Genomic DNA, 22,015 nt, shown 5'->3' on the forward strand with positions numbered 1-22,015 from the left:
AGAATGATGTCTTCCGTTTCTACATCGGGTTCTGGCGCAGCAAAATCGGCGCTAAATCTTGGTCGCATTTGGGATCAGTACGGGATGCTGGTGGTGTTCGCCGTGCTGTTCCTGGTTTGTTCCCTCTTTGTGCCAAACTTTGCCACTTTCATCAATATGAAAGGGCTGGGGCTGGCGGTATCGATGTCGGGTATGGTCGCGTGTGGGATGCTGTTTTGCCTGGCATCCGGTGACTTCGACCTGTCCGTTGCGTCCGTGATTGCCTGCGCCGGGGTCACGACTGCCGTGGTCATTAACATGACTGAAAGCCTGTGGATTGGCGTGGCTGCCGGGCTGCTGCTCGGTATTCTCTGTGGTCTGGTCAATGGGTTTGTGATTGCGCGTTTAAAAATTAACGCCCTGATCACCACCCTTGCGACGATGCAGATTGTACGTGGTCTGGCCTATATTATTTCCGACGGTAAGGCGGTGGGGATTGAAGATGAGCGCTTCTTTACCCTCGGCTACGCGAACTGGTTTGGTCTGCCGGCACCTATCTGGATCACGGTTGTCTGTTTTATCGTCTTCGGTTTACTGCTGAATAAAACTACGTTTGGTCGCAACACGCTGGCTATTGGGGGCAATGAAGAGGCGGCACGTCTGGCTGGGGTTCCGGTCGTTCGTACCAAGATTATTATCTTTATTTTGTCTGGGCTGGTATCCGCCATTGCCGGGATCATCCTCGCATCACGTATGACCAGCGGCCAACCAATGACCTCAATCGGCTATGAGCTGATCGTGATTTCCGCCTGCGTGTTAGGGGGCGTTTCGCTCAAAGGCGGCATCGGAAAAATCTCATATGTAGTGGCCGGGGTGTTAATTCTGGGAACGGTTGAGAATGCGATGAACCTGCTGAACATCTCTCCGTTCGCCCAGTATGTCGTACGTGGTCTAATCCTGCTGGCGGCGGTGATCTTCGACCGTTACAAGCAAAAAGCGAAGCGTACCGTTTGATGATTTAAACCCCAACTTTTTAGTCTAGCTTTAGCTCATCGCCAGCCGCTACCCGGCTGGCGATTGTTTTTGCAAATGGCGAGCATGGTCACACTGTCTATACTTATATCCGTCGTACATCATATATACGGCGCGATCCGCGCGGCGTACAGACCATGATGAGGAGGATAACCGGGTGACAGCATCACTGATCATACCCCATGAACAATCTGCAAACTGTGCTTATTTTTTTGATCTCGATGGGACATTGGCTGAGATCAAACCTTTTCCAGACCAGGTCGTCGTCCCTAAGACAATCCTGCAGTTATTACATCAGCTGGCTACACGTAATGCGGGGGCGCTGGCATTGATTTCAGGGCGCTCGATGGCTGAGCTTGATGCGCTTACCACTCCCTTACGTTTTCCGCTCGCCGGAGTGCATGGGGCAGAGCGCCGTGATATCAATGGCCAAACTCATATAGTGCGCCTGGCTGAGGCAATAGAGCGCGAAGCAGGAGAGTTATTACAAACCGCGCTGGCGACGATGCCGGGTACAACGCTTGAAGCAAAAGGAATGGCTTTCGCGCTGCATTACCGCCAGGCCCCGGAACATGAAGCGGCGCTAATTAATCTGGCTGAGCGTATCACGCACAGATGGCCGCAACTGGCTTTACAGCATGGAAAATGCGTTGTGGAGATAAAACCAAAGGGGACCAATAAAGGCGATGCAATTGCCGCATTTATGCAGGAAGCCCCTTTTGCCGGTCGGATCCCCGTTTTTTTCGGAGACGATCTGACGGACGAAACCGGGTTTGGCGTGGTTAATCGCGCTGGCGGGATTTCCGTGAAGGTGGGGAACGGAGCGACGCAGGCGACATGGCGTCTGGATGGCGTGAGTGATGTCTGGCACTGGCTGGAACAAAATAACTCTTCGCAGCAAGAATCGAAAGCAACGAATAACAGAAGAGGTGGCTATGAGTCGTTTAGTCGTAGTATCTAATCGTATCGCCTCACCAGATGACAAAGGGAGCGCAGGTGGGCTTGCTGTCGGCGTGCTGGGCGCGTTGAAGGCTGCTGGTGGCCTGTGGTTTGGCTGGAGTGGCGATACGGGTAATGAGGACAAACCATTAAAAAAAGTCACGCGTGGCAATATTACCTGGGCTTCGTTTAATTTGAGTGAGCAGGACTACGAAGAGTATTACTGCCAGTTTTCAAATGCTGTTCTATGGCCTGCGTTTCATTATCGTCTGGACCTGGTACAGTTTCAGCGTCCTGCATGGGAAGGCTATCAGCGGGTGAATGCCTTACTGGTAGATAAACTGCTGCCGCTGCTTAGCGATGACGACATCATCTGGATTCATGATTACCATCTGCTGCCGTTTGCCAGCGAACTGCGTAAACGCGGTGTGAATAACCGTATCGGCTTTTTCCTGCATATTCCATTTCCGACGCCGGAAATTTTTAATGCGCTACCTCCACATCAGGCGCTACTTGAGCAGATGTGCGATTTTGATTTGCTCGGTTTCCAGACCGAAAACGACCGTCAGGCTTTTCTGGATTGCCTGGCAGCCCAGACGCAGGTATCCACGCAGAGCGATAATCACCACCGGGCATGGGGAAAAGCGTTTTGCACCCAGGTGTATCCTATTGGTATTGAGCCAGATGAGATCGCCCGGCAGGCCTCCGGACCTTTGCCGCCGAAGCTGGCGCAACTGAAAGCGGAACTCAAAAATGTGCAGAATATATTTTCAGTTGAGCGTCTGGATTACTCTAAAGGGTTGCCAGAGCGATTTCAGGCCTATGAGGCTCTGCTGGAACACTATCCGCAGCACCACGGTAAAATTCGCTACACGCAGATAGCGCCAACGTCGCGTGAAGAGGTACAGGCCTACCAGGATATTCGTCACCAACTGGAGACTGAAGCGGGGAGGATTAACGGTAAATATGGCCAACTGGGCTGGACGCCGCTCTATTATCTGAATCAGTACTTTGATCGTAAATTGCTGATGAAGATCTTCCGCTACTCTGATGTAGGACTGGTGACCCCGCTGCGCGATGGTATGAACCTGGTGGCGAAAGAGTTCGTGGCCGCGCAGGATCCTGCCAACCCTGGCGTGCTGGTGTTATCACAATTTGCCGGGGCCGCAAACGAGCTAACTGCCGCCCTTATTGTTAATCCTTACGATCGCGATGAAGTCGCTGGCGCATTAAACCAGGCGCTGACGATGCCGCTTGCCGAGCGCATCTCTCGCCACGCTGAGATGCTCGAGACTATCATTAAAAACGATATCGACAACTGGCAGGCGATGTTCATTTGCGATCTGGAAAAAGTCATCCCGCGCCAGAGTAAACAGCCATTGCCAGACAACGTTTCATCCTGTTCTAAGCTGGCGTAACGCTCAGAAAGTGAAGATCAATCTCCAGCCAGTGGAACCAACAGAACATCCACCTGGCTGGCACCGATCACGCTTTTCGCTGAGCAGGACGCGCGTGAAAAGAAACTGTGGTTATGGTTGCCATAAATGACCAGATCGACCGCGTGCTTCCGGCATACGTCCAGAATATGTTCATTCAGGGCCCCATAGGTAATAAAGGTATGCTCAATAGGGTACTGCGCGTCTTTGCTGAGCTTGTCGATAAAATCCTGAGTCTCTTCTTGCATCACTTCTCGCAGGTCTTCAAGCATAGGCGCTGCAAACTGATTATACAGTTCTGGGTCTGAGACCAGGGTTATCAGGCTAATACGGGCATTAACAGGACGAGCGATTGATACCGCCCTGGCTAACAACTGCTGGCTTTCTGGGGTCGCGGCAACGGCCACAAGAATGTGTGTATAGCTCATAACTCGCTCCTTTTTTTCAAGAATTATGAGAGGATTTTTCAGCATTACTTAGCTTACTCCATACTGCAACGTTTCCTTCCCTGATAGTGTGAATGTCATCATGGTTATTCATTAATTATTCTTATAAATAGAATAATTGCTTCATATAACTTCTAATTACGTTCAGCTTCCTTAAGTAAAACTCACTGCTAATGAAAACAATGTGTTAATAAAAAATAAACATATTTTAACATTTGAGCGGTTATCACAGCCTGGTATTAATTAATCACCCTTAATATTTAAGTCTTTGTTTATAAAGCGTTTAATCAAAATGATGTTTTACATTAAATATGTGATCAAGCTCGCTATTTCACGACGTGATATTAACGTTCGTGAACAAAATACTATTCGCTTTTAATGCAAGAATATTCGTACGCCAGGAATTGAAATGGAGAATATGGGGTTAAAAAATATGCAAAGTAAAAGCTGTGCTGATGGATTTATGTTAAGTGTTTAACTGGTTTATGTGATCTGTGTCACATATTCTTCAAATTCGCAGCATAGCTACGTTGTATGTGTAACTTGTGGCGGGTAGAGTTGCGTCGAATTAGGAAAAATCTTAGACAATTGTAAGAATTGATGTGAGCTTGTAAGGAACGCGGCCTTCTGAAAAGGGAATGTTTAGACAACGCGTAAGTGCCGTCACGCTGCTATGTATTTGACCTTTTGCTTTTTTTTTTACCGGGCCTTCCCGGCGACATCACGGGGTGCGGTTTCACCGCATGAAAACAATGTTGGTTATTATGGATGCAAATAATGCATACATCCGAGTTGCTGAAACACATTTATGACATCAATCTGTCATATTTATTGCTTGCACAACGTTTGATCGTTCAGGACAAAGCATCTGCGATGTTTCGCCTTGGTATCAGCGAAGAGATGGCGGACACGTTGGCAACATTAACACTTCCTCAAATGGTCAAACTGGCTGAAACAAACCAACTGGTATGTCATTTCCGCTTCGACGATCACCAGACGGTTACTCGCCTGACGCAAGACTCCCGCGTTGACGATCTTCAGCAAATTCATACCGGTATCATGCTTTCAACGCGGCTGTTAAGCGACATCGATGATGCAGCGCGCAAGAAAAGGGCTTGATGATGAGCGAAAAAAGCATTGTTCAGGAAGCGCGTGATATCCAGCTAGCGATGGAATTAATCACATTGGGCGCCCGTTTGCAAATGCTGGAAAGCGAAACGCAATTAAGCCGTGGCCGACTTATCAAGTTGTACAAAGAATTACGCGGTAGTCCTCCGCCAAAAGGGATGCTGCCTTTTTCCACCGACTGGTTTATGACGTGGGAACAAAACATTCATGCTTCGATGTTTTGCAACGCCTGGCAATTCCTGCTCAAAACCGGTTTGTGCAGCGGCGTGGATGCCGTAATCAAAGCGTATCGTTTATACCTTGAGCAGTGTCCGCAGCCGGAAGAGGGGCCGCTGCTGGCGCTAACTCGCGCATGGACGCTGGTACGTTTTGTCGACAGCGGATTGCTGGAGTTATCCCAATGCAATTGCTGCGGTGGGAATTTTATCACCCACGCACACCAACCCGCAGGTAGCTTTGCCTGCAGTTTATGCCAACCGCCATCACGGGCCGTAAAAAGACGTAAACTTTCCCAGAATGCTGCCGATATTATTCCACAACTGCTGGATGAACAGATCGAACAGGCTGTTTAACTGATACGGTGTGGACAAACACTCCAGCAGCGGTAAGCGATTACCGCTGCTTTTTTTTGTCCTGACCTTAAGTTAACTGCCCGACTGCGCATCCTGTCATAGTCAATTGCGAAAGGATGATGTCGTGCTTATCTTATTAGGTTACCTGGTTGTTATTGGTACAGTTTTCGGCGGGTATATGATGACCGGCGGACACCTTGGGGCACTCTATCAACCGGCTGAGCTGGTGATTATCGGTGGCGCGGGTATTGGGGCATTCATCGTCGGCAATAACGGAAAAGCCATTAAGGGGACGATGAAAGCGATCCCGATGCTTTTTCGTCGTTCAAAATATACCAAAGCGATGTATATGGATCTGCTGGCGCTGCTGTATCGCCTGATGGCCAAGTCACGTCAGCAGGGCATGTTCTCGCTTGAACGCGACATTGAAAACCCTAAAGAGAGTGAAATCTTCGCCAGCTATCCACGCATTCTTGCGGATGCCGTAATGCTTGATTTCATTGTCGATTATCTGCGTTTGATCATCAGCGGCAACATGAACACGTTTGAAATTGAAGCGCTGATGGACGAAGAAATTGAGACTCACGAAAGTGAGGCCGAAGTCCCGGCTAACAGTCTGGCGATGGTGGGTGATTCATTACCGGCGTTCGGGATCGTGGCGGCGGTCATGGGGGTTGTTCATGCGCTGGCTTCTGCCGATCGTCCGGCGGCTGAACTGGGTTCGCTGATTGCTCATGCGATGGTAGGGACATTCCTCGGTATTTTACTGGCCTATGGATTTATTTCTCCGCTTGCCAGCGTTCTGCGGCAGAAAAGCGCTGAAACCACCAAAATGATGCAGTGTGTGAAGATAACACTGCTCTCCAATTTGAATGGTTACGCGCCGCCAATTGCCGTCGAATTTGGTCGTAAGACTCTGTATTCCAGCGAACGTCCATCGTTTATCGAGCTGGAAGAGCATGTGCGTGCGGTAAGAAATCCAACTGCGCAGCAGACGACCGAGGACGCATGAAAAATCAGGCCCATCCCATTATCGTTGTAAAGCGACGCAAACATAAAGGTCACGGTGGTGGGGCGCATGGTTCGTGGAAAATCGCCTACGCCGATTTTATGACCGCGATGATGGCCTTCTTTCTGGTGATGTGGCTCATTTCCATCTCCAGCCCTAAAGAATTGATCCAGATTGCCGAATATTTCCGTACGCCGTTGGCTACCGCGGTGACTGGGGGAAATCGAATTTCGAATAGCCAAAGTCCAATTCCAGGCGGTGGGGACGACTACACCCAGCAGCAGGGAGAAGTGAACAAGCAGCCGAATATCGACGATCTGAGAAAACGCATGGAACAAAGCCGGTTGAGCAAACTTCGCGGCGATCTCGATCAGTTGATTGAATCTGACCCTAAACTGCGTGCGCTGCGCCCGCACTTGAAAATTGATTTAGTGCAGGAAGGACTACGGATACAGATTATCGACAGTCAGAACCGCCCGATGTTTAAAACCGGTAGCGCTGAGGTTGAGCCGTATATGCGCGACATCCTGCGAGCCATCGCGCCAGTGCTTAACGGCATTCCTAACCGAATCAGCCTTTCCGGCCATACGGATGATTACCCTTACGCCAATGGTGAAAAAGGGTATAGCAACTGGGAGTTATCCGCCGATCGCGCTAACGCGTCGCGTCGCGAACTGGTTAGCGGCGGTCTGGATGATGGAAAAGTATTACGAGTGGTCGGTATGGCCGCCACGATGCGTCTGAGCGATCGCGGTCCCGAAGACGCAATCAACCGCCGTATTAGCCTGCTGGTTCTTAATAAGCAGGCGGAAGAGGCCATTTTGCATGAAAACGCTGAAAGCCAGAATGAGCCGGTAAGTGTCTTACAACAGCCAGCGGAACTTCCGCCGGCAAGCGTTCCCACATCGCCACCAGCCAATCCGAGGTGATAGCGTGAGCATGGATATAAGCGATTTTTATCAAACATTTTTTGATGAAGCTGACGAACTGTTGGCTGATATGGAGCAACACCTGCTTGATTTGGTTCCTGAAGCCCCGGATTCCGAACAGCTGAATGCGATTTTTCGTGCCGCGCACTCGATAAAAGGCGGGGCGGGCACCTTCGGCTTTACCATTTTGCAGGAAACGACCCATCTGATGGAAAACCTGTTGGATGAAGCGCGGCGTGGCGAAATGCAGCTTAATGCCGACATTATCAACCTGTTTTTGGAAACGAAAGATATTATGCAGGAACAGCTCGACGCCTATAAAAACTCAGAAGAGCCGGATGCCGCTAGCTTTGAGTACATTTGTAATGCGTTACGACAGTTAGCGCTCGAAGCGAAAGGTGAAACCGCACCGGCAGTCGTCAACACCGCAAAATTGAGCGTTGTTGACAGCGCTGCAATGCAGGAAGAGGCGGTTGCCATTTCTGAATCCGCCAGTGAGGAGAGCAAGAAACGCATTATTCTCTCGCGCCTGAAAGCCAGTGAAGTCGATTTACTGGAAGAGGAGCTGGGGAATCTGGCGACCTTAACCGATGTGGTGAAAGGAAGCGACACGCTGTCGGCAACGCTTGATGGCAATCTCGCAGAAGATGACATCATTGCAGTGCTTTGTTTTGTGATTGAAGCTGACCAGATTGAATTTGAAACCGTCAGCCCAGCGCCCGTAACCGTTGAAACTGAAGCCGAGGCCGAAGCGGTAGGCGTTGTCGCGAAGCCGCAGCCGGCCGCCGTTGCGCCAGTGGTGAAAGCCGCCGCCAGTGAAGCGCCACACGGACGCGCGGAACGTGACAAACCCGCCCGCGCCAGCGAGTCGACCAGCATCCGCGTAGCGGTTGAGAAGGTCGATCAGCTCATTAACCTGGTCGGTGAGTTGGTGATCACCCAGTCAATGTTGGCACAACGCTCAAACGAACTGGATCCCGTTAATCACGGCGATCTCATCACCAGTATGGGTCAGTTACAACGTAACGCCCGCGACTTACAAGAGTCGGTGATGTCGATTCGTATGATGCCAATGGAGTATGTGTTCAGCCGCTTCCCACGTCTGGTGCGCGATCTGGCCGGTAAGCTGGGTAAACAGGTCGAACTGACGCAGGTCGGTAGCTCAACCGAACTCGACAAGAGCCTGATTGAACGCATCATCGATCCGTTGACGCATCTGGTGCGTAACAGCCTGGACCACGGCATTGAACTGCCGGAAAAACGCATGGAAGCGGGGAAAAGCCCGGTCGGTAACCTGACGCTTTCCGCAGAGCACCAGGGCGGGAATATCTGTATTGAAGTGACCGATGATGGCGCTGGTCTGAACCGCGAACGCATTCTCGCCAAAGCGATTTCCCAGGGGATGCCGATCCACGAAAACATGAGCGATGACGAAGTGGGTATGCTGATCTTCGCGCCAGGCTTTTCGACCGCCGAACAGGTGACGGATGTCTCCGGACGCGGCGTGGGTATGGATGTAGTGAAGCGAAATATCCAGGAGATGGGCGGCCATGTTGAGATCCAGTCCAGACAGGGACAAGGGACAACGATTCGAATTCTGCTGCCGCTGACGCTGGCGATCCTCGATGGGATGTCGGTGCGCGTAGCGGATGAAGTCTTTATTCTGCCGCTGAATGCCGTTATGGAATCACTGCAACCGCGTGAAGAAGATCTGCATCCGCTGGCCGGAGGAGAGCGCGTTCTGGAAGTGCGCGGCGAGTATTTACCGCTGGTTGAGTTGTGGAAAGTCTTCGAAGTTGAAGGCGCAAAAACTGAAGCGACTCAAGGGATTGTGGTGATTTTACAGAGTGCAGGGCGTCGCTACGCGCTGCTGGTCGATCAGTTAATTGGCCAACACCAGGTGGTGGTCAAAAACCTGGAAAGTAACTACCGCAAAGTGCCAGGCATTTCTGCAGCAACGATCCTCGGCGACGGCAGCGTCGCGCTGATTGTCGATGTCTCTGCATTGCAGGGATTGAACCGCGAACAACGTGTGGCGATCACAGCCGCCTGATTGAGTGAGAAGGGAATAATATGACCGGTATGAGTAATGTAACTAAACTGGCCGGCGAACCGTCAGGTCAGGAATTCCTCGTGTTTACGCTGGGGGATGAAGAGTACGGTATCGATATCCTGAAAGTGCAGGAAATCCGCGGCTATGATCAGGTGACGCGCATTGCTAACACGCCTGCGTTTATCAAAGGCGTTACGAACCTGCGCGGTGTGATTGTGCCGATTGTTGACCTGCGCGTGAAGTTTAGCCAGAGCGATGTGGATTACAACGAAAACACCGTGGTGATTGTGCTGAACCTGGGTCAGCGCGTAGTCGGGATTGTAGTAGATGGCGTCTCGGATGTGCTGTCGCTGACGACAGATCAAATCCGTCCGGCGCCGGAGTTTGCGGTAACGCTGTCGACGGAATACCTGACGGGACTGGGGGCGCTGGGTGACCGGATGCTGATTCTGGTCAACATTGAGAAGCTGCTGAACAGCGAAGAAATGGCGCTGCTGGATATTGCCGCTTCCCACGTCGCATAATCTTTAAACATGTTATCCGGCCTACAATGCTCGCTGTTGTAGGCCGGATAAGCGTAACGCATCCGGCAGATTTCCCTCTTATGCTTCCCGCTCAACCAGGTCCGGCTCTTCTTCCAGTAAACCTTCATCCTGTGCCAGCATCGCCGTTGCAATCCCGTTTCCTAATACGTTGATCGCAGAACGTCCCATATCCAGGAAGTGGTCAATCCCCATTAGTAGCAGGATCCCGGCGACCGGAATGTTAAAGCTCGGAATGGTTGCCGCCAGCACCACCAGCGCTGAACGTGGCACGCCGGCAATCCCTTTGGACGCTAGCATCAGCGTCAGCATCAGGACGGTGATTTGGGCAAAGGAGAGGTGAATATTATAGGCCTGCGCGATAAACATAGAGGCAAATGAACAGTAGACCATCGAGCCGACCAGGTTAAACGAATAACCGATAGGCAGCACGAAAGACACGATGTTGGGTGAGCAACCAAATTTGGTTAATTGCTCCAGCGTTTTCGGATAAGCGGCTTCAGAGCTGCTGGTGGTGAATGCGACCAGGACCGGATCCTTCAGCATGCTCAGCAGGCGAAATACCTCTTTTTTCAGCATCACATAACCCACCGCCAGCAACGCTAGGCAGGTCAGCAAAATAGCCACATAGTAGCCGCCGATGAACGATGCATAGTTGAGCAGGATCCCCAGACCCTGGGTAGAGATAACGGAGGAAATGGCGGCAAAAATAGCCAGCGGTGCGACGTACATCACATAGCCAGTCACCTTCAGCATTATGTGGGAGACCACATCCAGCGCTGCAACCAGCGGGGCGTTGAATTTCTCACCAAGCGATGCTCCGCCAATACCGAAGAACATCGAGAACACCACAATTTGCAGGATCTCATTATTCGCCATCGCCTCGGCGATGCTGGTTGGAATGGTATGCGTCAGAAAACCTTTCAGGCTCATGCCGCCCACGGCCAGGCCGGTATCTGCGGCCTCCAGCGGGATCGCCAGGTTCAGTCCGCTGCCGGGTTGTTCAAGAGAAACCACAAACAGACCGACCAGGATAGACAGTATGGAAGAACTGATAAACCAAATCATTGCTTTCCCGCCTACGCGCCCGATGGTGGACGTTTCTCCCAGGCGCATAATTCCGACGGTCAGGGTACTGAATACTAAAGGCGCGATGACCATTTTAATCAGGCGCAAAAAGATGTCGGTGAGAAGCGTAATATTATCGGCCCAGGCGGTCACAACGCCGGGGGAGGCATAAGAGTGGATCACCGCACCCGACAGGATCCCCGCCAGCATGAAGATCACGATAAACAACGTGAGTTTGTTTGCATTTGCCACTAAAAAGCCCTCAGTAAAGATTTAACATTTATTGATCGGTTACTCATTTTTTATACTTATTAAGTGGTAACGAAATATTCATCATATAAATTGAATTAAAGCGCCAGCTGATACAACTTTTTTTAATTTTTTATCCATTTTGTTGTGGTATTTACGATGATTTTGTGTGATCTCAATCACATAAAATTGAGTGTTTCGGCCATTCTGAGCGTGCTGACCGATGAAAATAAATGTTATTTACATGATAATTATGGTGTTTTTATGTGAATGACTTGTGGTTGCCGTACACCCGTTTTGCCGCCCTCCCGCCAGGCTGCACGCCCCTTCAGGATTTCCTTTTCGCAAACGTAAAGTTATCTCAGCGACTGCCGATAACGTTGATAACTCGTTTTCAGGAAGGTGCCTTATGTTTAACCGTATCCGCGTTGTCACAATGCTGATGATGGTGCTGGGGGTTTTCGCACTGCTACAGCTTGTTTCCGGTGGTCTGTTGTTTTCCTCATTGCAGCAGAATCAGCAAAGTTTTGTTATCTCTAACGATCTACGACAGCAGCAAAGTGAACTCACCTCAACATGGGATCTGATGCTGCAAACACGAATCAATTTAAGCCGTTCTTCTGCACGCATGATGATGGATGCGTCAAACCAGCAAAGCAGCGCGAAAAACGATCTGCTGAAGAATGCCAAAGCATCGCTGGCGCAGGCTGAAACGCATTACGCAAAATTTAAAAACATGACACCGTTGCCGGAGATGGTAGAGGCCAGCGGCAACGTTGAGGAGAAATATCAGCAATACCATGCGGCCTTAGCAGAGCTGGTTCAGTTTCTGGAAAATGGCAATATGGACGCCTATTTCGCGCAACCTACCCAGGGAATGCAAAACGCGCTCGGCGAGGCGTTGGGCAAATACGCCAGCGTTAGCGAAAAGCTTTACGTTCAGGCATTTGATCAAAGCGCGCGGGATTACCATTTCGCCCAATGGCAGCTTGGCGTGCTGGCTGTCGTGCTGGTGCTGATTCTGGTAGTGGTGTGGTACGGCATCCGCCATACCCTGCTTAATCCTCTGTCTCGGGTCATTGCCCATATTCGCGAAATCGCCAGCGGTAACCTGACCGCCACCCTGGCCGTTAGTGGCCGTAACGAAATCGGCGAGTTGGCCAGTACCGTTGATCATATGCAGCGTTCGCTGACGGAAACCGTCACCCTGGTGCGTGAAGGCTCTGATGCGATTTATTCCGGTACCAGCGAAATTGCCAGCGGGAACACAGACCTTTCATCTCGTACGGAACAGCAGGCGTCTGCGCTGGAAGAAACTGCAGCCAGTATGGAACAGTTGACCGCAACCGTTAAGCAAAATGCGGACAACGCGCGTCAGGCCTCGCAACTGGCAAAAAGCGCCTCCGACACTGCACAACATGGCGGCAAAGTGGTTGATAGCGTGGTGAATACCATGCACGAAATCGCCGATAGCTCGAAGAAAATCGCCGATATCATCAGCGTCATCGATGGCATTGCCTTTCAGACCAATATTCTCGCACTGAACGCAGCGGTTGAAGCCGCACGCGCCGGTGAGCAAGGCCGTGGCTTTGCTGTGGTTGCAGGCGAAGTGCGTAATCTGGCAAGCCGCAGTGCGCAGGCGGCGAAAGAGATTAAAGCGTTGATTGAAGATTCTGTTTCCCGAGTGGATACCGGTTCAGTTCTGGTAGAAAGCGCAGGTGAAACAATGAACGATATCGTCAATGCCGTGACGCGGGTGACCGACATTATGGGCGAGATTGCCTCGGCCTCCGATGAGCAAAGTCGGGGGATTGATCAGGTTGCGCTCGCGGTCTCCGAAATGGATCGCGTTACGCAGCAGAACGCCTCGTTGGTCCAGGAATCGGCTGCCGCTGCCGCTGCACTGGAAGAACAGGCCAGCCGTCTGACGCAGTCGGTGTCGACCTTCCGTCTGGTGTCACGTCCGGCGTCGACAAAACCACGCGATACTCGATTACCTGCAGCGTCGAGCGCGTCCTATCCGCGTCAGAGCATTGAACAAGATACGAATTGGGAAACATTTTGACTGGTAGTTAAACCGCGGCCAGTGCCGCCCGATGGGAGCGTTGATGTTTAATCGTATTCGAATTTCGACCACGCTGTTTTTGATTTTAATCCTCTGCGGTGTTTTGCAGATTGGCAGTAATGGCTTGTCCTTCTGGGCATTTCGGGACGGTTTTCAGAACCTGAATCAGGTCGAACGGAGTAATCAGCAACGCGCTGCGCTGGCCCAAACCCGCGCTGTGTTATTACAGGCCAGTACGGCCCTTAATAAGGCAGGGACGCTGACCGCCCTGAGCTATCCGCCAGAGGACATCAAAACGCTGATGACCCTCGCGCGCGATAGCCTGGCGCAGTCTGAATTGATGTTTAAACGCTTTATGGCGACGTCGGATCCGACGGAACAAGGCAAGGCGCTGTTTGGCGCAACGGAGAATAGTTTCAGTCAGTGGCACAGCGCGCTCGCGCATCAGGCCACCTGGCTTGAAAACAATCAGTTGTCAGATTTTCTGACCGCGCCAGTGCAGGCGGCTCAAGATGCTTTTGATGCGAATGTGAATGCCTGGCAGAGCAACATCGACAGCGTGTTGCAAACGGCAGGCGAACAGAGCCAGCGAAATTACCATATGTCGGGGGTGATTTTTGCCACCATGGTGGTACTGGCGGCACTGCTCACCAGCGGTGCGTTGTACTGGTCGCGCAAGATGATTGTTCAGCCGCTGGCGATTGTTGGCAGTCATTTCGACAGCATTGCTGCAGGTAATCTGGCCAGGCCAGTAGCGGTTTATGGGCGCAATGAGATCTCGGCTATTTTTGCCAGCCTGAAGAAGATGCAGCAGGCGTTACGTGAAACGGTCAGTGAGGTACGCCAGGGCAGCTCAGCCATGCATAGTGGCATTTCAGAAATCGCGATGGGCAATAACGATTTATCTTCGCGAACTGAACAGCAGGCGGCCGCGTTGGCGCAAACGGCAGCCAGCATGGAACAACTGACCGCCACCGTCGGGCAGAATGCGGATAACGCGCGCCAGGCGTCAGGAATTGCCAAAAGTGCGGCCGACACCGCGCATAAAGGCGGTGAACAGACGACCCGGGTGGCCAGCACCATGCATGAGATTTCCGCCAGCTCGCAGAAAATTGGCGACATCATCGGCGTGATTGACAGCATTGCCTTCCAGACCAATATCCTGGCGCTGAATGCCGCGGTAGAGGCTGCCCGCGCAGGTGAACAGGGGCGCGGTTTTGCCGTTGTCGCGGGTGAAGTGCGCAATCTGGCAAGCCGTAGCGCGCAGGCGGCGAAAGAAATTAAAGGACTCATTGAAGAGTCTGTTACCCGAGTGCATCAGGGCTCGCAGCTGGTTGATATGGCTGCACGCACCATGACGGAAATTGTCAGCTCGGTTACCCGGGTTAACGACATCATGGGCGAGATTGCCTCTGCTTCTGATGAACAGCGCAGAGGCATTGAGCAGGTGGCGCAGGCCGTCAGCCAGATGGATTCAGTGACGCAGCAAAACGCCGGGCTGGTGGAAGAAGCCGCATCCGCCACCGGACAACTCGCCACACAGGCCGATAATCTTTCCGCCTGCGTCGCATTTTTCAAGCTTGAAGAGCAAACCGTAACAAAACAAGAGTTGGCGCAGCCGCAGGTTGTGCCCGTTGTATCCTGAATGTGATTGAGAAGGCGCTATGACATCATCTCTGCCCACCGGGCAAACGTCATTATTGTTACAGATGACACAGCGCCTCGCGCTGTCTGACGCGCATTTTCGTCGGATATGTCAATTAATCTACCAGCGTGCGGGGATCGTACTGGCCGACCATAAGCGGGACATGGTTTATAACCGCCTGGTCCGTCGTTTACGTACCCTGGGACTGGATGACTTTGGTCGCTATCTCAGCATGCTGGAAGCTAACCAGAACAGTGCTGAGTGGCAGGCTTTTATTAACTCCCTGACCACCAACCTGACCGCGTTTTTTCGCGAAGGGCATCATTTTCCGGTGCTGTCAGATCATGCTCGTCGGCGCAACGGTGAATACCGGGTCTGGAGCGCAGCGGCGTCAACCGGTGAAGAGCCGTATAGCATTGCGATTACGCTCGCCGATACCCTGGGTATGGCACCGGGCCGCTGGCGTGTTTTTGCCAGCGACATTGATACCGAAGTGCTGGAAAAGGCCAGAAGCGGCATTTACCGTCTTGATGAGCTGAAGACGCTGTCACCCCAGCAGTTGCAGCGTTATTTCATGCGTGGCACCGGGCCGCATGAAGGTCTGGTACGCGTTCGGCAGGAACTGGCGGGGCATGTTGAATTTTCCAGCGTGAATTTACTGGATAAGCAGTACAACGTGCCTGGACCCTTCGATGCCATATTTTGTCGTAACGTGATGATATATTTCGATAAAACGACACAGCAGGATATTTTGCACCGTTTTGTTCCACTTCTTAAACCAGATGGGCTGCTGTTTGCAGGTCATTCAGAAAACTTTAGCAACCTCGTGCGCGAGTTTAGCCTGCGTGGACAGACCGTGTATGCGCATGCGCCAGGTAAGGATAAAGCATGAGTAAAATCAGGGTGTTGTCGGTTGATGATTCTGCATTGATGCGTCAAATCATGACCGAAATTATTAACAGCCACAGTGATATGGAAATGGTAGCAACGGCGCCTGATCCGTTGGTCGCGCGGGATTTAATCAAAAAATACAATCCTGACGTCCTGACGCTGGATGTGGAAATGCCGCGCATGGATGGCCTCGACTTTCTTGAAAAGTTGATGCGTCTGCGTCCGATGCCGGTGGTTATGGTCTCTTCACTCACGGGTAAAGGTTCAGAGGTCACGCTGCGGGCGCTGGAGCTGGGGGCGATTGATTTTGTCACCAAACCACAGTTGGGGATCCGTGAAGGGATGTTGGCCTACAGCGAAATGATCGCTGAGAAGATCCGCACCGCGTCGCGGGCAAAACTGGCGGCCCATAAGCCTATGGCGGCACCGGCGACCTTGAAAGCGGGGCCGTTACTCAGTTCGGAAAAACTGCTGGTGATTGGCGCGTCAACCGGAGGAACAGAGGCAATTCGCCATGTACTCCAGCCATTGCCGCTTTCAAGTCCCGGTATTCTTATTACCCAGCATATGCCGCCAGGGTTTACCCGTTCATTCGCCGAACGTCTGAACAAACTGTGTCAGATAACCGTGAAAGAGGCAGAAGACGGGGAGCGTGTGCTTCCGGGGCATGCGTATATCGCCCCAGGTGACAAGCATATGGAACTGGCGCGCAGCGGGGCGAACTACCAGATCAAAATTCATGATGGTCCGCCGGTTAACCGGCATCGGCCATCAGTGGATGTGCTGTTCCATTCGGTGGCAAAACACGCGGGGCGTAATGCCGTGGGAGTGATCCTGACAGGTATGGGCAACGATGGTGCCGCCGGAATGTTAGCGATGAACCAGGCGGGTGCCTGGACCATTGCGCAAAACGAAGCAAGTTGTGTGGTGTTCGGCATGCCGCGCGAGGCCATCAATATGGGTGGCGTAAGCGAAGTGGTCGATCTTAGCCAGGTAAGCCAGCAAATGCTGGCGAAAATCAGTGCCGGACAGGCAATACGTATTTGAATCAGGAGTTTATTTTTTATGGCGGATAAAGAGCTTAAGTTTTTGGTTGTGGATGACTTTTCCACCATGCGTCGCATTGTACGTAACCTGCTCAAAGAGCTGGGTTTCAACAATGTTGAAGAAGCTGAAGACGGTGTGGACGCGCTGAATAAGCTGCAGGCTGGGGGATTTGGTTTTGTCATTTCCGACTGGAACATGCCGAACATGGATGGCCTCGAGCTGCTGAAAACCATTCGTGCAGATGGCGCAATGTCCGCCTTACCGGTGCTGATGGTGACGGCGGAAGCGAAGAAAGAGAACATCATTGCGGCAGCACAGGCAGGTGCCAGTGGCTATGTCGTGAAACCGTTCACGGCGGCAACGCTGGAAGAGAAACTCAATAAGATCTTTGAGAAACTGGGCATGTGAGGGTGTGACAATGATGATGCAACCACAAATTAAACCTGCTGACGAACACTCTGCAGGGGACATCATCGCGCGCATCGGCAGTTTGACCCGAATGCTGCGCGACAGCCTGCGTGAACTGGGGCTGGATCAGGCTATTGCCGAAGCGGCGGAAGCGATTCCCGATGCCCGCGATCGTCTCGATTACGTTGTGCAGATGACCGCACAGGCGGCAGAGCGCGCGCTGAACAGCGTGGAGGCTTCGCAGCCGCATCAGGACGCGATGGAAAAAGGGGCCAAAGACCTGACCAAACGCTGGGATGAATGGTTCGAAAATCCGATCGAGCTGTCCGACGCCCGTGAACTGGTCACCGATACCCGACAGTTCCTTGGTGATGTGCCAGGACATACCAGTTTTACTAACGCTCAACTGCTGGACATCATGATGGCGCAGGATTTCCAGGACCTCACCGGTCAGGTCATCAAACGCATGATGGATGTTATCCAGGAGATTGAACGTCAGTTGCTGATGGTTCTGTTGGAAAACATCCCGGAGCAGGGTGCTCGTCCAAAACGTGAAAACGAAAGCTTGCTTAACGGCCCGCAGGTTGATACCTCAAAAGCCGGCGTGGTGGCAAGTCAGGATCAGGTTGACGACCTGCTGGACAGCCTCGGTTTCTGATGAGTATTTGCCGGATGTGGGGCGTGACCTCTCATCCGGCTTACGCGCAATTCTGCTTAAAGCCATAAATCCCGTCTTTTTTACCGCTTACTCTTCCCATTGCTGGATGGACGTTCTGGCATCATTCTCGCCTATATCTCTATCCAGGGTCTGATGCGTGGCAGAAGAAAGCGACGACGACAAAACAGAAGCCCCCACACCCCACCGACTTGAAAAAGCACGGGAAGAAGGGCAGATCCCCCGATCCAAAGAGCTGACCTCGCTGCTTATTTTGCTGGTGGGTGTGTGCATTATCTGGATTGGCGGGGAGTCGCTCGCCCGCAGGCTGGCCGGCATGCTGTCTGCCGGATTACGTTTTGACCACAGTATGGTCAACGACCCTAATCTGATCCTCAGTCAAATCATCCTGCTGATTAAAGACGCGATGATTGCGCTGTTACCGTTGATTACCGGCGTTGTTCTGGTGGCATTAATCTCCCCGGTGATGCTCGGCGGCTTGATCTTCAGCGGTAAATCTCTGCAGCCCAAGTTCTCTAAGCTGAATCCGCTGCCGGGCATTAAACGCATGTTCTCCGCGCAAACCGGGGCAGAACTACTTAAAGCGATACTGAAGTCCACGCTGGTAGGCAGCGTGGCTGGGTTTTATCTCTGGCATAACTGGCCAGCGATGATGCGACTGATGGCGGAATCTCCGATTACGGCGATGGGCAACGCCCTGGATTTAGTGGGTATGTGCGCGCTGTTGGTGGTGCTGGGCGTCATTCCGATGGTGGGGTTTGACGTCTTTTTCCAGATTTACAGCCACCTGAAAAAACTGCGTATGTCGCGTCAGGATATCCGGGACGAATTTAAGCAAAGCGAAGGTGACCCGCACGTTAAGGGAAAAATACGTCAAATGCAGCGTGCGGCCGCACAGCGTCGCATGATGGCGGATGTGCCGAAAGCGGACGTTATTGTTACTAACCCCACGCACTATTCGGTGGCGTTGAAGTATGACGAGAACAAAATGAGCGCGCCGAAAGTTGTCGCCAAAGGCGCGGGGCTGGTGGCGCTGCGCATTCGTGAGATTGGCGCCGAGCATCGTGTCCCTACGTTAGAAGCGCCGCCGTTGGCGCGTGCGTTATATCGCCATGCTGAGATTGGTCAGCAAATACCGGGTCAATTATATGCCGCCGTTGCCGAAGTACTGGCATGGGTATGGCAGCTAAAACGCTGGCGTCTCGCCGGCGGCAAGCGTCCACCACAACCTGAAAACCTTCCGGTGCCTGAAGCACTGGATTTTTTGAACGAGAAGACTACTGATGGCTAATCTGGTCGCGATGCTGCGTCTGCCCAGCAACCTGAAATCCACGCAATGGCAAATCCTTGCCGGACCGATCCTCATCCTGCTGATCTTGTCGATGATGGTGCTGCCGCTGCCGGCTTTCGTCCTCGATTTGCTGTTCACATTTAACATCGCGCTGTCGATCATGGTGCTGCTGGTGGCGATGTTCACCCAGCGTACGCTGGAGTTTGCCGCATTCCCGACGATTTTGCTGTTTACCACATTATTACGCCTCGCCCTGAACGTCGCGTCGACGCGTATCATTTTAATGGAAGGTCATACCGGCGCGGCGGCGGCGGGGAAGGTGGTTGAAGCCTTTGGTCACTTCCTGGTGGGGGGTAACTTTGCGATCGGCATCGTGGTCTTCGTTATTCTCGTCATCATTAACTTTATGGTAATCACCAAAGGTGCAGGGCGAATCGCTGAGGTTGGCGCGCGTTTTGTGCTGGATGGTATGCCCGGCAAGCAGATGGCGATTGATGCGGATTTGAATGCCGGTCTGATTGGCGAGGATGAAGCCAAAAAACGGCGCTCGGAAGTGACCCAGGAAGCGGATTTCTACGGCTCTATGGACGGTGCGAGTAAATTCGTACGTGGAGATGCCATCGCCGGTATTCTGATCATGGTTATCAACGTGGTCGGCGGCCTGTTAGTTGGGGTGTTGCAGCATGGTATGAGCATGGGCAGCGCTGCGGAAAGTTATACCCTGCTGACCATCGGTGACGGGCTTGTGGCACAAATTCCTGCTCTGGTTATCTCCACCGCGGCGGGGGTTATCGTGACCCGCGTGAGTACCGACCAGGACGTAGGCGAACAGATGGTGACCCAACTGTTCAGTAATCCCAGCGTTATGCTGCTCAGCGCGGCGGTGCTTGGGCTTTTGGGTCTGGTTCCGGGCATGCCGAACCTGGTGTTTCTGATGTTTACCGCTGCGTTACTGGGTCTGGCCTGGTGGATGCGCGGTCGTGAGCAAAAAGCGCCAGATGAACCGCAGCCGGTGAAAATGCCGGAAAACAACTCCGTGGTGGAAGCAACGTGGAATGACGTACAGCTGGAAGACTCCCTGGGAATGGAGGTCGGTTATCGCCTGATCCCGATGGTAGACTTTCAGCAGGATGGCGAGTTGCTGGGGCGAATTCGCAGTATTCGTAAGAAATTTGCCCAGGATATGGGCTTCCTGCCGCCGGTGGTACATATCCGTGACAATATGGATCTGCAGCCGGCCCGCTATCGAATTTTGATGAAAGGGGTGGAAATTGGCAGTGGTGACGCCTATCCGGGACGCTGGCTGGCCATTAACCCGGGTACCGCCGCCGGGTCGCTGCCGGGTGAGAAAACGGTCGATCCGGCTTTCGGACTGGACGCTATCTGGATTGAAAGTGCATTGAAGGAACAGGCGCAGATTCAGGGCTTTACGGTAGTTGAAGCGAGTACCGTTGTCGCGACGCATCTTAACCACCTGATTGGGCAGTTCGCCGCTGAGCTATTTGGCCGTCAGGAGGCACAGCAGTTACTGGACCGTGTCTCGCAGGAGATGCCAAAGCTGACGGAAGATTTGGTGCCGGGCGTTGTGACGCTCACCACGCTGCATAAAGTGTTGCAGAACTTACTGGATGAGAAAGTACCGATTCGCGATATGCGCACCATTCTTGAAACGCTGGCAGAACATGCGCCGCTGCAAAATGATCCGCATGAGCTTACCGCGGTCGTCCGTGTAGCCTTAGGACGCGCTATCACTCAGCAGTGGTTCCCAGGTAATGAAGAGGTTCAGGTTATCGGCCTTGATACCCCGCTCGAGCGTTTGCTGCTGCAAGCGCTGCAGGGCGGCGGCGGCCTGGAGCCAGGGCTGGCAGACCGATTGCTGGCCCAGACTCAGGAAGCGCTGTCCCGGCAGGAAATGTTGGGCGCGCCGCCAGTCTTGCTGGTTAACCACGCGTTGCGTCCGTTACTGGCACGCTTTTTACGTCGCAGCATACCGCAGTTGGTGGTGTTATCGAACATGGAGCTTTCCGATAACCGCCATATCCGCATGACGGCGACTATTGGAGGTAAATAATGCGTAAGTTACTGTTGCTGTTGTTGTTTCCTCTGGCGGTACAGGCTGCCGGGGAAGGGGCGTGGCAGGCAAGTGGGATGGGGATCACCTTAAACCACCGCGGTCAGTCAGCCTCGTCCGCACCTCTGGTACCCAGCCAGCCGGTCTCGGGGTTGATGACGCTGGTGGCCTGGCGCTATGAACTTAATGGCCCAACGCCCGCGGGTTTACGGGTGCGTTTATGTTCTCAGTCCCGCTGTGTCGAGCTGGATGGGCAGAGTGGAACCACCAACGGATTCAATAATGTTCCCGCCATCGAACCGATGCATTTTGTCTGGGAAGTCCCCGGTGGTGGTCGTCTGATCCCTGCCTTACAGGTTCAGAGCAATCAGGTGATCGTGAACTATCGTTAACACCTTCCTTCAGTCATGCCAGCAGTAGAAACTGCTGGCTGCTTCGCACTTTTAGCCTGCCTCTTTGATTAAATAGAAACGCTGTTTTATAAAATAGGTGACATACGTTGCCGGACTCTTTGTGCTGTTGCCAGTTTGCGAACCCCC

20 protein-coding genes are annotated in these 22,015 nt (G+C 52.5%); 18 read left to right on the plus strand and 2 right to left on the minus strand.

Going from position 1 to position 22,015, the window contains the following annotated elements:
- Nucleotides 1-6: 6 nt before the first annotated feature.
- From araH to otsA, 3 genes are all read left to right on the plus strand, one after another.
- On the plus strand, nucleotides 7-993 hold the full coding sequence (araH, locus tag WHR59_RS09575; RefSeq protein WP_003034609.1) for an L-arabinose ABC transporter permease AraH: 987 nt from the start codon (nucleotides 7-9) through the stop codon (nucleotides 991-993).
- Between the two features lie 175 nt (nucleotides 994-1,168).
- Nucleotides 1,169-1,972: a trehalose-phosphatase gene (gene otsB / locus WHR59_RS09580; protein ID WP_338843890.1), complete on the plus strand. Its 804-nt coding sequence runs from the start codon at nucleotides 1,169-1,171 to the stop codon at nucleotides 1,970-1,972.
- Complete coding sequence (gene otsA / locus WHR59_RS09585; RefSeq protein WP_043016750.1) at nucleotides 1,947-3,368, plus strand: alpha,alpha-trehalose-phosphate synthase; 1,422 nt, start codon at nucleotides 1,947-1,949, stop codon at nucleotides 3,366-3,368. The genes otsB and otsA overlap by 26 nt, the downstream gene beginning before the upstream one ends.
- 17 nt (nucleotides 3,369-3,385) lie before the next feature.
- Here otsA and uspC read toward each other — a convergent pair whose 3' ends face one another.
- Nucleotides 3,386-3,814 carry a universal stress protein UspC gene (gene uspC, locus WHR59_RS09590; RefSeq protein ID WP_043016749.1) on the minus strand — a complete coding sequence of 143 codons (429 nt, stop codon included), beginning with the start codon at nucleotides 3,812-3,814 and terminating at the stop codon, nucleotides 3,386-3,388.
- 795 nt (nucleotides 3,815-4,609) lie between these two features.
- On the opposite strand from uspC, the gene flhD reads away from it, so the two are divergent.
- The 6 genes from flhD (at nucleotide 4,610) to cheW (ending at nucleotide 10,047) form a co-directional block, all read left to right on the plus strand.
- The gene (gene flhD, locus WHR59_RS09595; RefSeq protein WP_003034622.1) at nucleotides 4,610-4,951 is read left to right on the plus strand and encodes a flagellar transcriptional regulator FlhD; all 342 of its coding nucleotides are present in this window, start codon (nucleotides 4,610-4,612) and stop codon (nucleotides 4,949-4,951) included.
- Nucleotides 4,948-5,532: a flagellar transcriptional regulator FlhC gene (flhC, locus tag WHR59_RS09600; protein WP_008785071.1), complete on the plus strand. Its 585-nt coding sequence runs from the start codon at nucleotides 4,948-4,950 to the stop codon at nucleotides 5,530-5,532. Before flhD ends, flhC begins: the two co-directional genes overlap by 4 nt.
- A 124-nt stretch (nucleotides 5,533-5,656) precedes the next feature.
- Nucleotides 5,657-6,544, plus strand: a complete 888-nt coding sequence (motA, locus tag WHR59_RS09605) for a flagellar motor stator protein MotA (RefSeq protein WP_016153442.1) — start codon at nucleotides 5,657-5,659, stop codon at nucleotides 6,542-6,544.
- Nucleotides 6,541-7,470, plus strand: a complete 930-nt coding sequence (gene motB / locus WHR59_RS09610; protein WP_016153441.1) for a flagellar motor protein MotB — start codon at nucleotides 6,541-6,543, stop codon at nucleotides 7,468-7,470. The genes motA and motB overlap by 4 nt, the downstream gene beginning before the upstream one ends.
- Nucleotides 7,471-7,474: 4 nt before the next feature.
- Nucleotides 7,475-9,523: a chemotaxis protein CheA gene (cheA, locus tag WHR59_RS09615; RefSeq protein ID WP_100194498.1), complete on the plus strand. Its 2,049-nt coding sequence runs from the start codon at nucleotides 7,475-7,477 to the stop codon at nucleotides 9,521-9,523.
- Between the two features lie 20 nt (nucleotides 9,524-9,543).
- Nucleotides 9,544-10,047 carry a chemotaxis protein CheW gene (gene cheW / locus WHR59_RS09620; protein ID WP_003034638.1) on the plus strand — a complete coding sequence of 168 codons (504 nt, stop codon included), beginning with the start codon at nucleotides 9,544-9,546 and terminating at the stop codon, nucleotides 10,045-10,047.
- 78 nt (nucleotides 10,048-10,125) lie between these two features.
- Here the strand turns inward: cheW and WHR59_RS09625 are convergent, their stop codons facing one another.
- Nucleotides 10,126-11,385, minus strand: coding sequence for a dicarboxylate/amino acid:cation symporter (locus tag WHR59_RS09625; protein ID WP_080625005.1), 1,260 nt, complete (start codon nucleotides 11,383-11,385; stop codon nucleotides 10,126-10,128).
- Between the two features lie 406 nt (nucleotides 11,386-11,791).
- Between WHR59_RS09625 and tar the strand changes: the two genes are divergently transcribed.
- The 9 genes from tar (at nucleotide 11,792) to flhE (ending at nucleotide 21,868) form a co-directional block, all read left to right on the plus strand.
- Nucleotides 11,792-13,447, plus strand: coding sequence for a methyl-accepting chemotaxis protein II (gene tar / locus WHR59_RS09630; protein WP_199994439.1), 1,656 nt, complete (start codon nucleotides 11,792-11,794; stop codon nucleotides 13,445-13,447).
- Between the two features lie 43 nt (nucleotides 13,448-13,490).
- Entirely contained in the window at nucleotides 13,491-15,092 is a 1,602-nt protein-coding gene (gene tap / locus WHR59_RS09635; RefSeq protein ID WP_043016745.1) for a methyl-accepting chemotaxis protein IV, read from the plus strand.
- Between the two features lie 19 nt (nucleotides 15,093-15,111).
- On the plus strand, nucleotides 15,112-15,984 hold the full coding sequence (gene cheR / locus WHR59_RS09640; RefSeq protein ID WP_043016744.1) for a protein-glutamate O-methyltransferase CheR: 873 nt from the start codon (nucleotides 15,112-15,114) through the stop codon (nucleotides 15,982-15,984).
- Nucleotides 15,981-17,030: a protein-glutamate methylesterase/protein-glutamine glutaminase gene (locus WHR59_RS09645; protein ID WP_043016743.1), complete on the plus strand. Its 1,050-nt coding sequence runs from the start codon at nucleotides 15,981-15,983 to the stop codon at nucleotides 17,028-17,030. The genes cheR and WHR59_RS09645 overlap by 4 nt, the downstream gene beginning before the upstream one ends.
- Before the next feature lie 18 nt (nucleotides 17,031-17,048).
- Complete coding sequence (cheY, locus tag WHR59_RS09650) at nucleotides 17,049-17,438, plus strand: chemotaxis response regulator CheY (RefSeq protein ID WP_043016742.1); 390 nt, start codon at nucleotides 17,049-17,051, stop codon at nucleotides 17,436-17,438.
- A gap of 13 nt (nucleotides 17,439-17,451) precedes the next feature.
- Complete coding sequence (gene cheZ, locus WHR59_RS09655; RefSeq protein ID WP_029139578.1) at nucleotides 17,452-18,096, plus strand: protein phosphatase CheZ; 645 nt, start codon at nucleotides 17,452-17,454, stop codon at nucleotides 18,094-18,096.
- A 157-nt stretch (nucleotides 18,097-18,253) separates the two neighbouring features.
- Entirely contained in the window at nucleotides 18,254-19,405 is a 1,152-nt protein-coding gene (flhB, locus tag WHR59_RS09660; RefSeq protein WP_043016741.1) for a flagellar biosynthesis protein FlhB, read from the plus strand.
- Nucleotides 19,398-21,476, plus strand: coding sequence for a flagellar biosynthesis protein FlhA (gene flhA, locus WHR59_RS09665; protein WP_003034666.1), 2,079 nt, complete (start codon nucleotides 19,398-19,400; stop codon nucleotides 21,474-21,476). Before flhB ends, flhA begins: the two co-directional genes overlap by 8 nt.
- On the plus strand, nucleotides 21,476-21,868 hold the full coding sequence (flhE, locus tag WHR59_RS09670; RefSeq protein WP_043016740.1) for a flagellar protein FlhE: 393 nt from the start codon (nucleotides 21,476-21,478) through the stop codon (nucleotides 21,866-21,868). The genes flhA and flhE overlap by 1 nt, the downstream gene beginning before the upstream one ends.
- Nucleotides 21,869-22,015: the final 147 nt, after the last annotated feature.

Source organism: Citrobacter europaeus, from assembly GCF_037482245.1.
GTDB lineage: Bacteria > Pseudomonadota > Gammaproteobacteria > Enterobacterales > Enterobacteriaceae > Citrobacter > Citrobacter europaeus.

What these genes read in the sequence shown, in the direction of transcription:
- araH (WP_003034609.1), top strand. Translation starts at nt 7, where the DNA reads ATGTCTTCCGTTTCTACATCGGGTTCTGGCGCAGCAAAATCGGCGCTA.
- otsA (WP_043016750.1), top strand. Translation starts at nt 1,947, where the DNA reads ATGAGTCGTTTAGTCGTAGTATCTAATCGTATCGCCTCACCAGATGAC.
- uspC (WP_043016749.1), bottom strand. Translation starts at nt 3,814, where the DNA reads ATGAGCTATACACACATTCTTGTGGCCGTTGCCGCGACCCCAGAAAGC.
- flhD (WP_003034622.1), top strand. Translation starts at nt 4,610, where the DNA reads ATGCATACATCCGAGTTGCTGAAACACATTTATGACATCAATCTGTCA.
- motB (WP_016153441.1), top strand. Translation starts at nt 6,541, where the DNA reads ATGAAAAATCAGGCCCATCCCATTATCGTTGTAAAGCGACGCAAACAT.
- cheW (WP_003034638.1), top strand. Translation starts at nt 9,544, where the DNA reads ATGACCGGTATGAGTAATGTAACTAAACTGGCCGGCGAACCGTCAGGT.
- tar (WP_199994439.1), top strand. Translation starts at nt 11,792, where the DNA reads ATGTTTAACCGTATCCGCGTTGTCACAATGCTGATGATGGTGCTGGGG.
- tap (WP_043016745.1), top strand. Translation starts at nt 13,491, where the DNA reads ATGTTTAATCGTATTCGAATTTCGACCACGCTGTTTTTGATTTTAATC.
- cheR (WP_043016744.1), top strand. Translation starts at nt 15,112, where the DNA reads ATGACATCATCTCTGCCCACCGGGCAAACGTCATTATTGTTACAGATG.
- WHR59_RS09645 (WP_043016743.1), top strand. Translation starts at nt 15,981, where the DNA reads ATGAGTAAAATCAGGGTGTTGTCGGTTGATGATTCTGCATTGATGCGT.
- cheY (WP_043016742.1), top strand. Translation starts at nt 17,049, where the DNA reads ATGGCGGATAAAGAGCTTAAGTTTTTGGTTGTGGATGACTTTTCCACC.
- cheZ (WP_029139578.1), top strand. Translation starts at nt 17,452, where the DNA reads ATGATGCAACCACAAATTAAACCTGCTGACGAACACTCTGCAGGGGAC.
- flhA (WP_003034666.1), top strand. Translation starts at nt 19,398, where the DNA reads ATGGCTAATCTGGTCGCGATGCTGCGTCTGCCCAGCAACCTGAAATCC.
- flhE (WP_043016740.1), top strand. Translation starts at nt 21,476, where the DNA reads ATGCGTAAGTTACTGTTGCTGTTGTTGTTTCCTCTGGCGGTACAGGCT.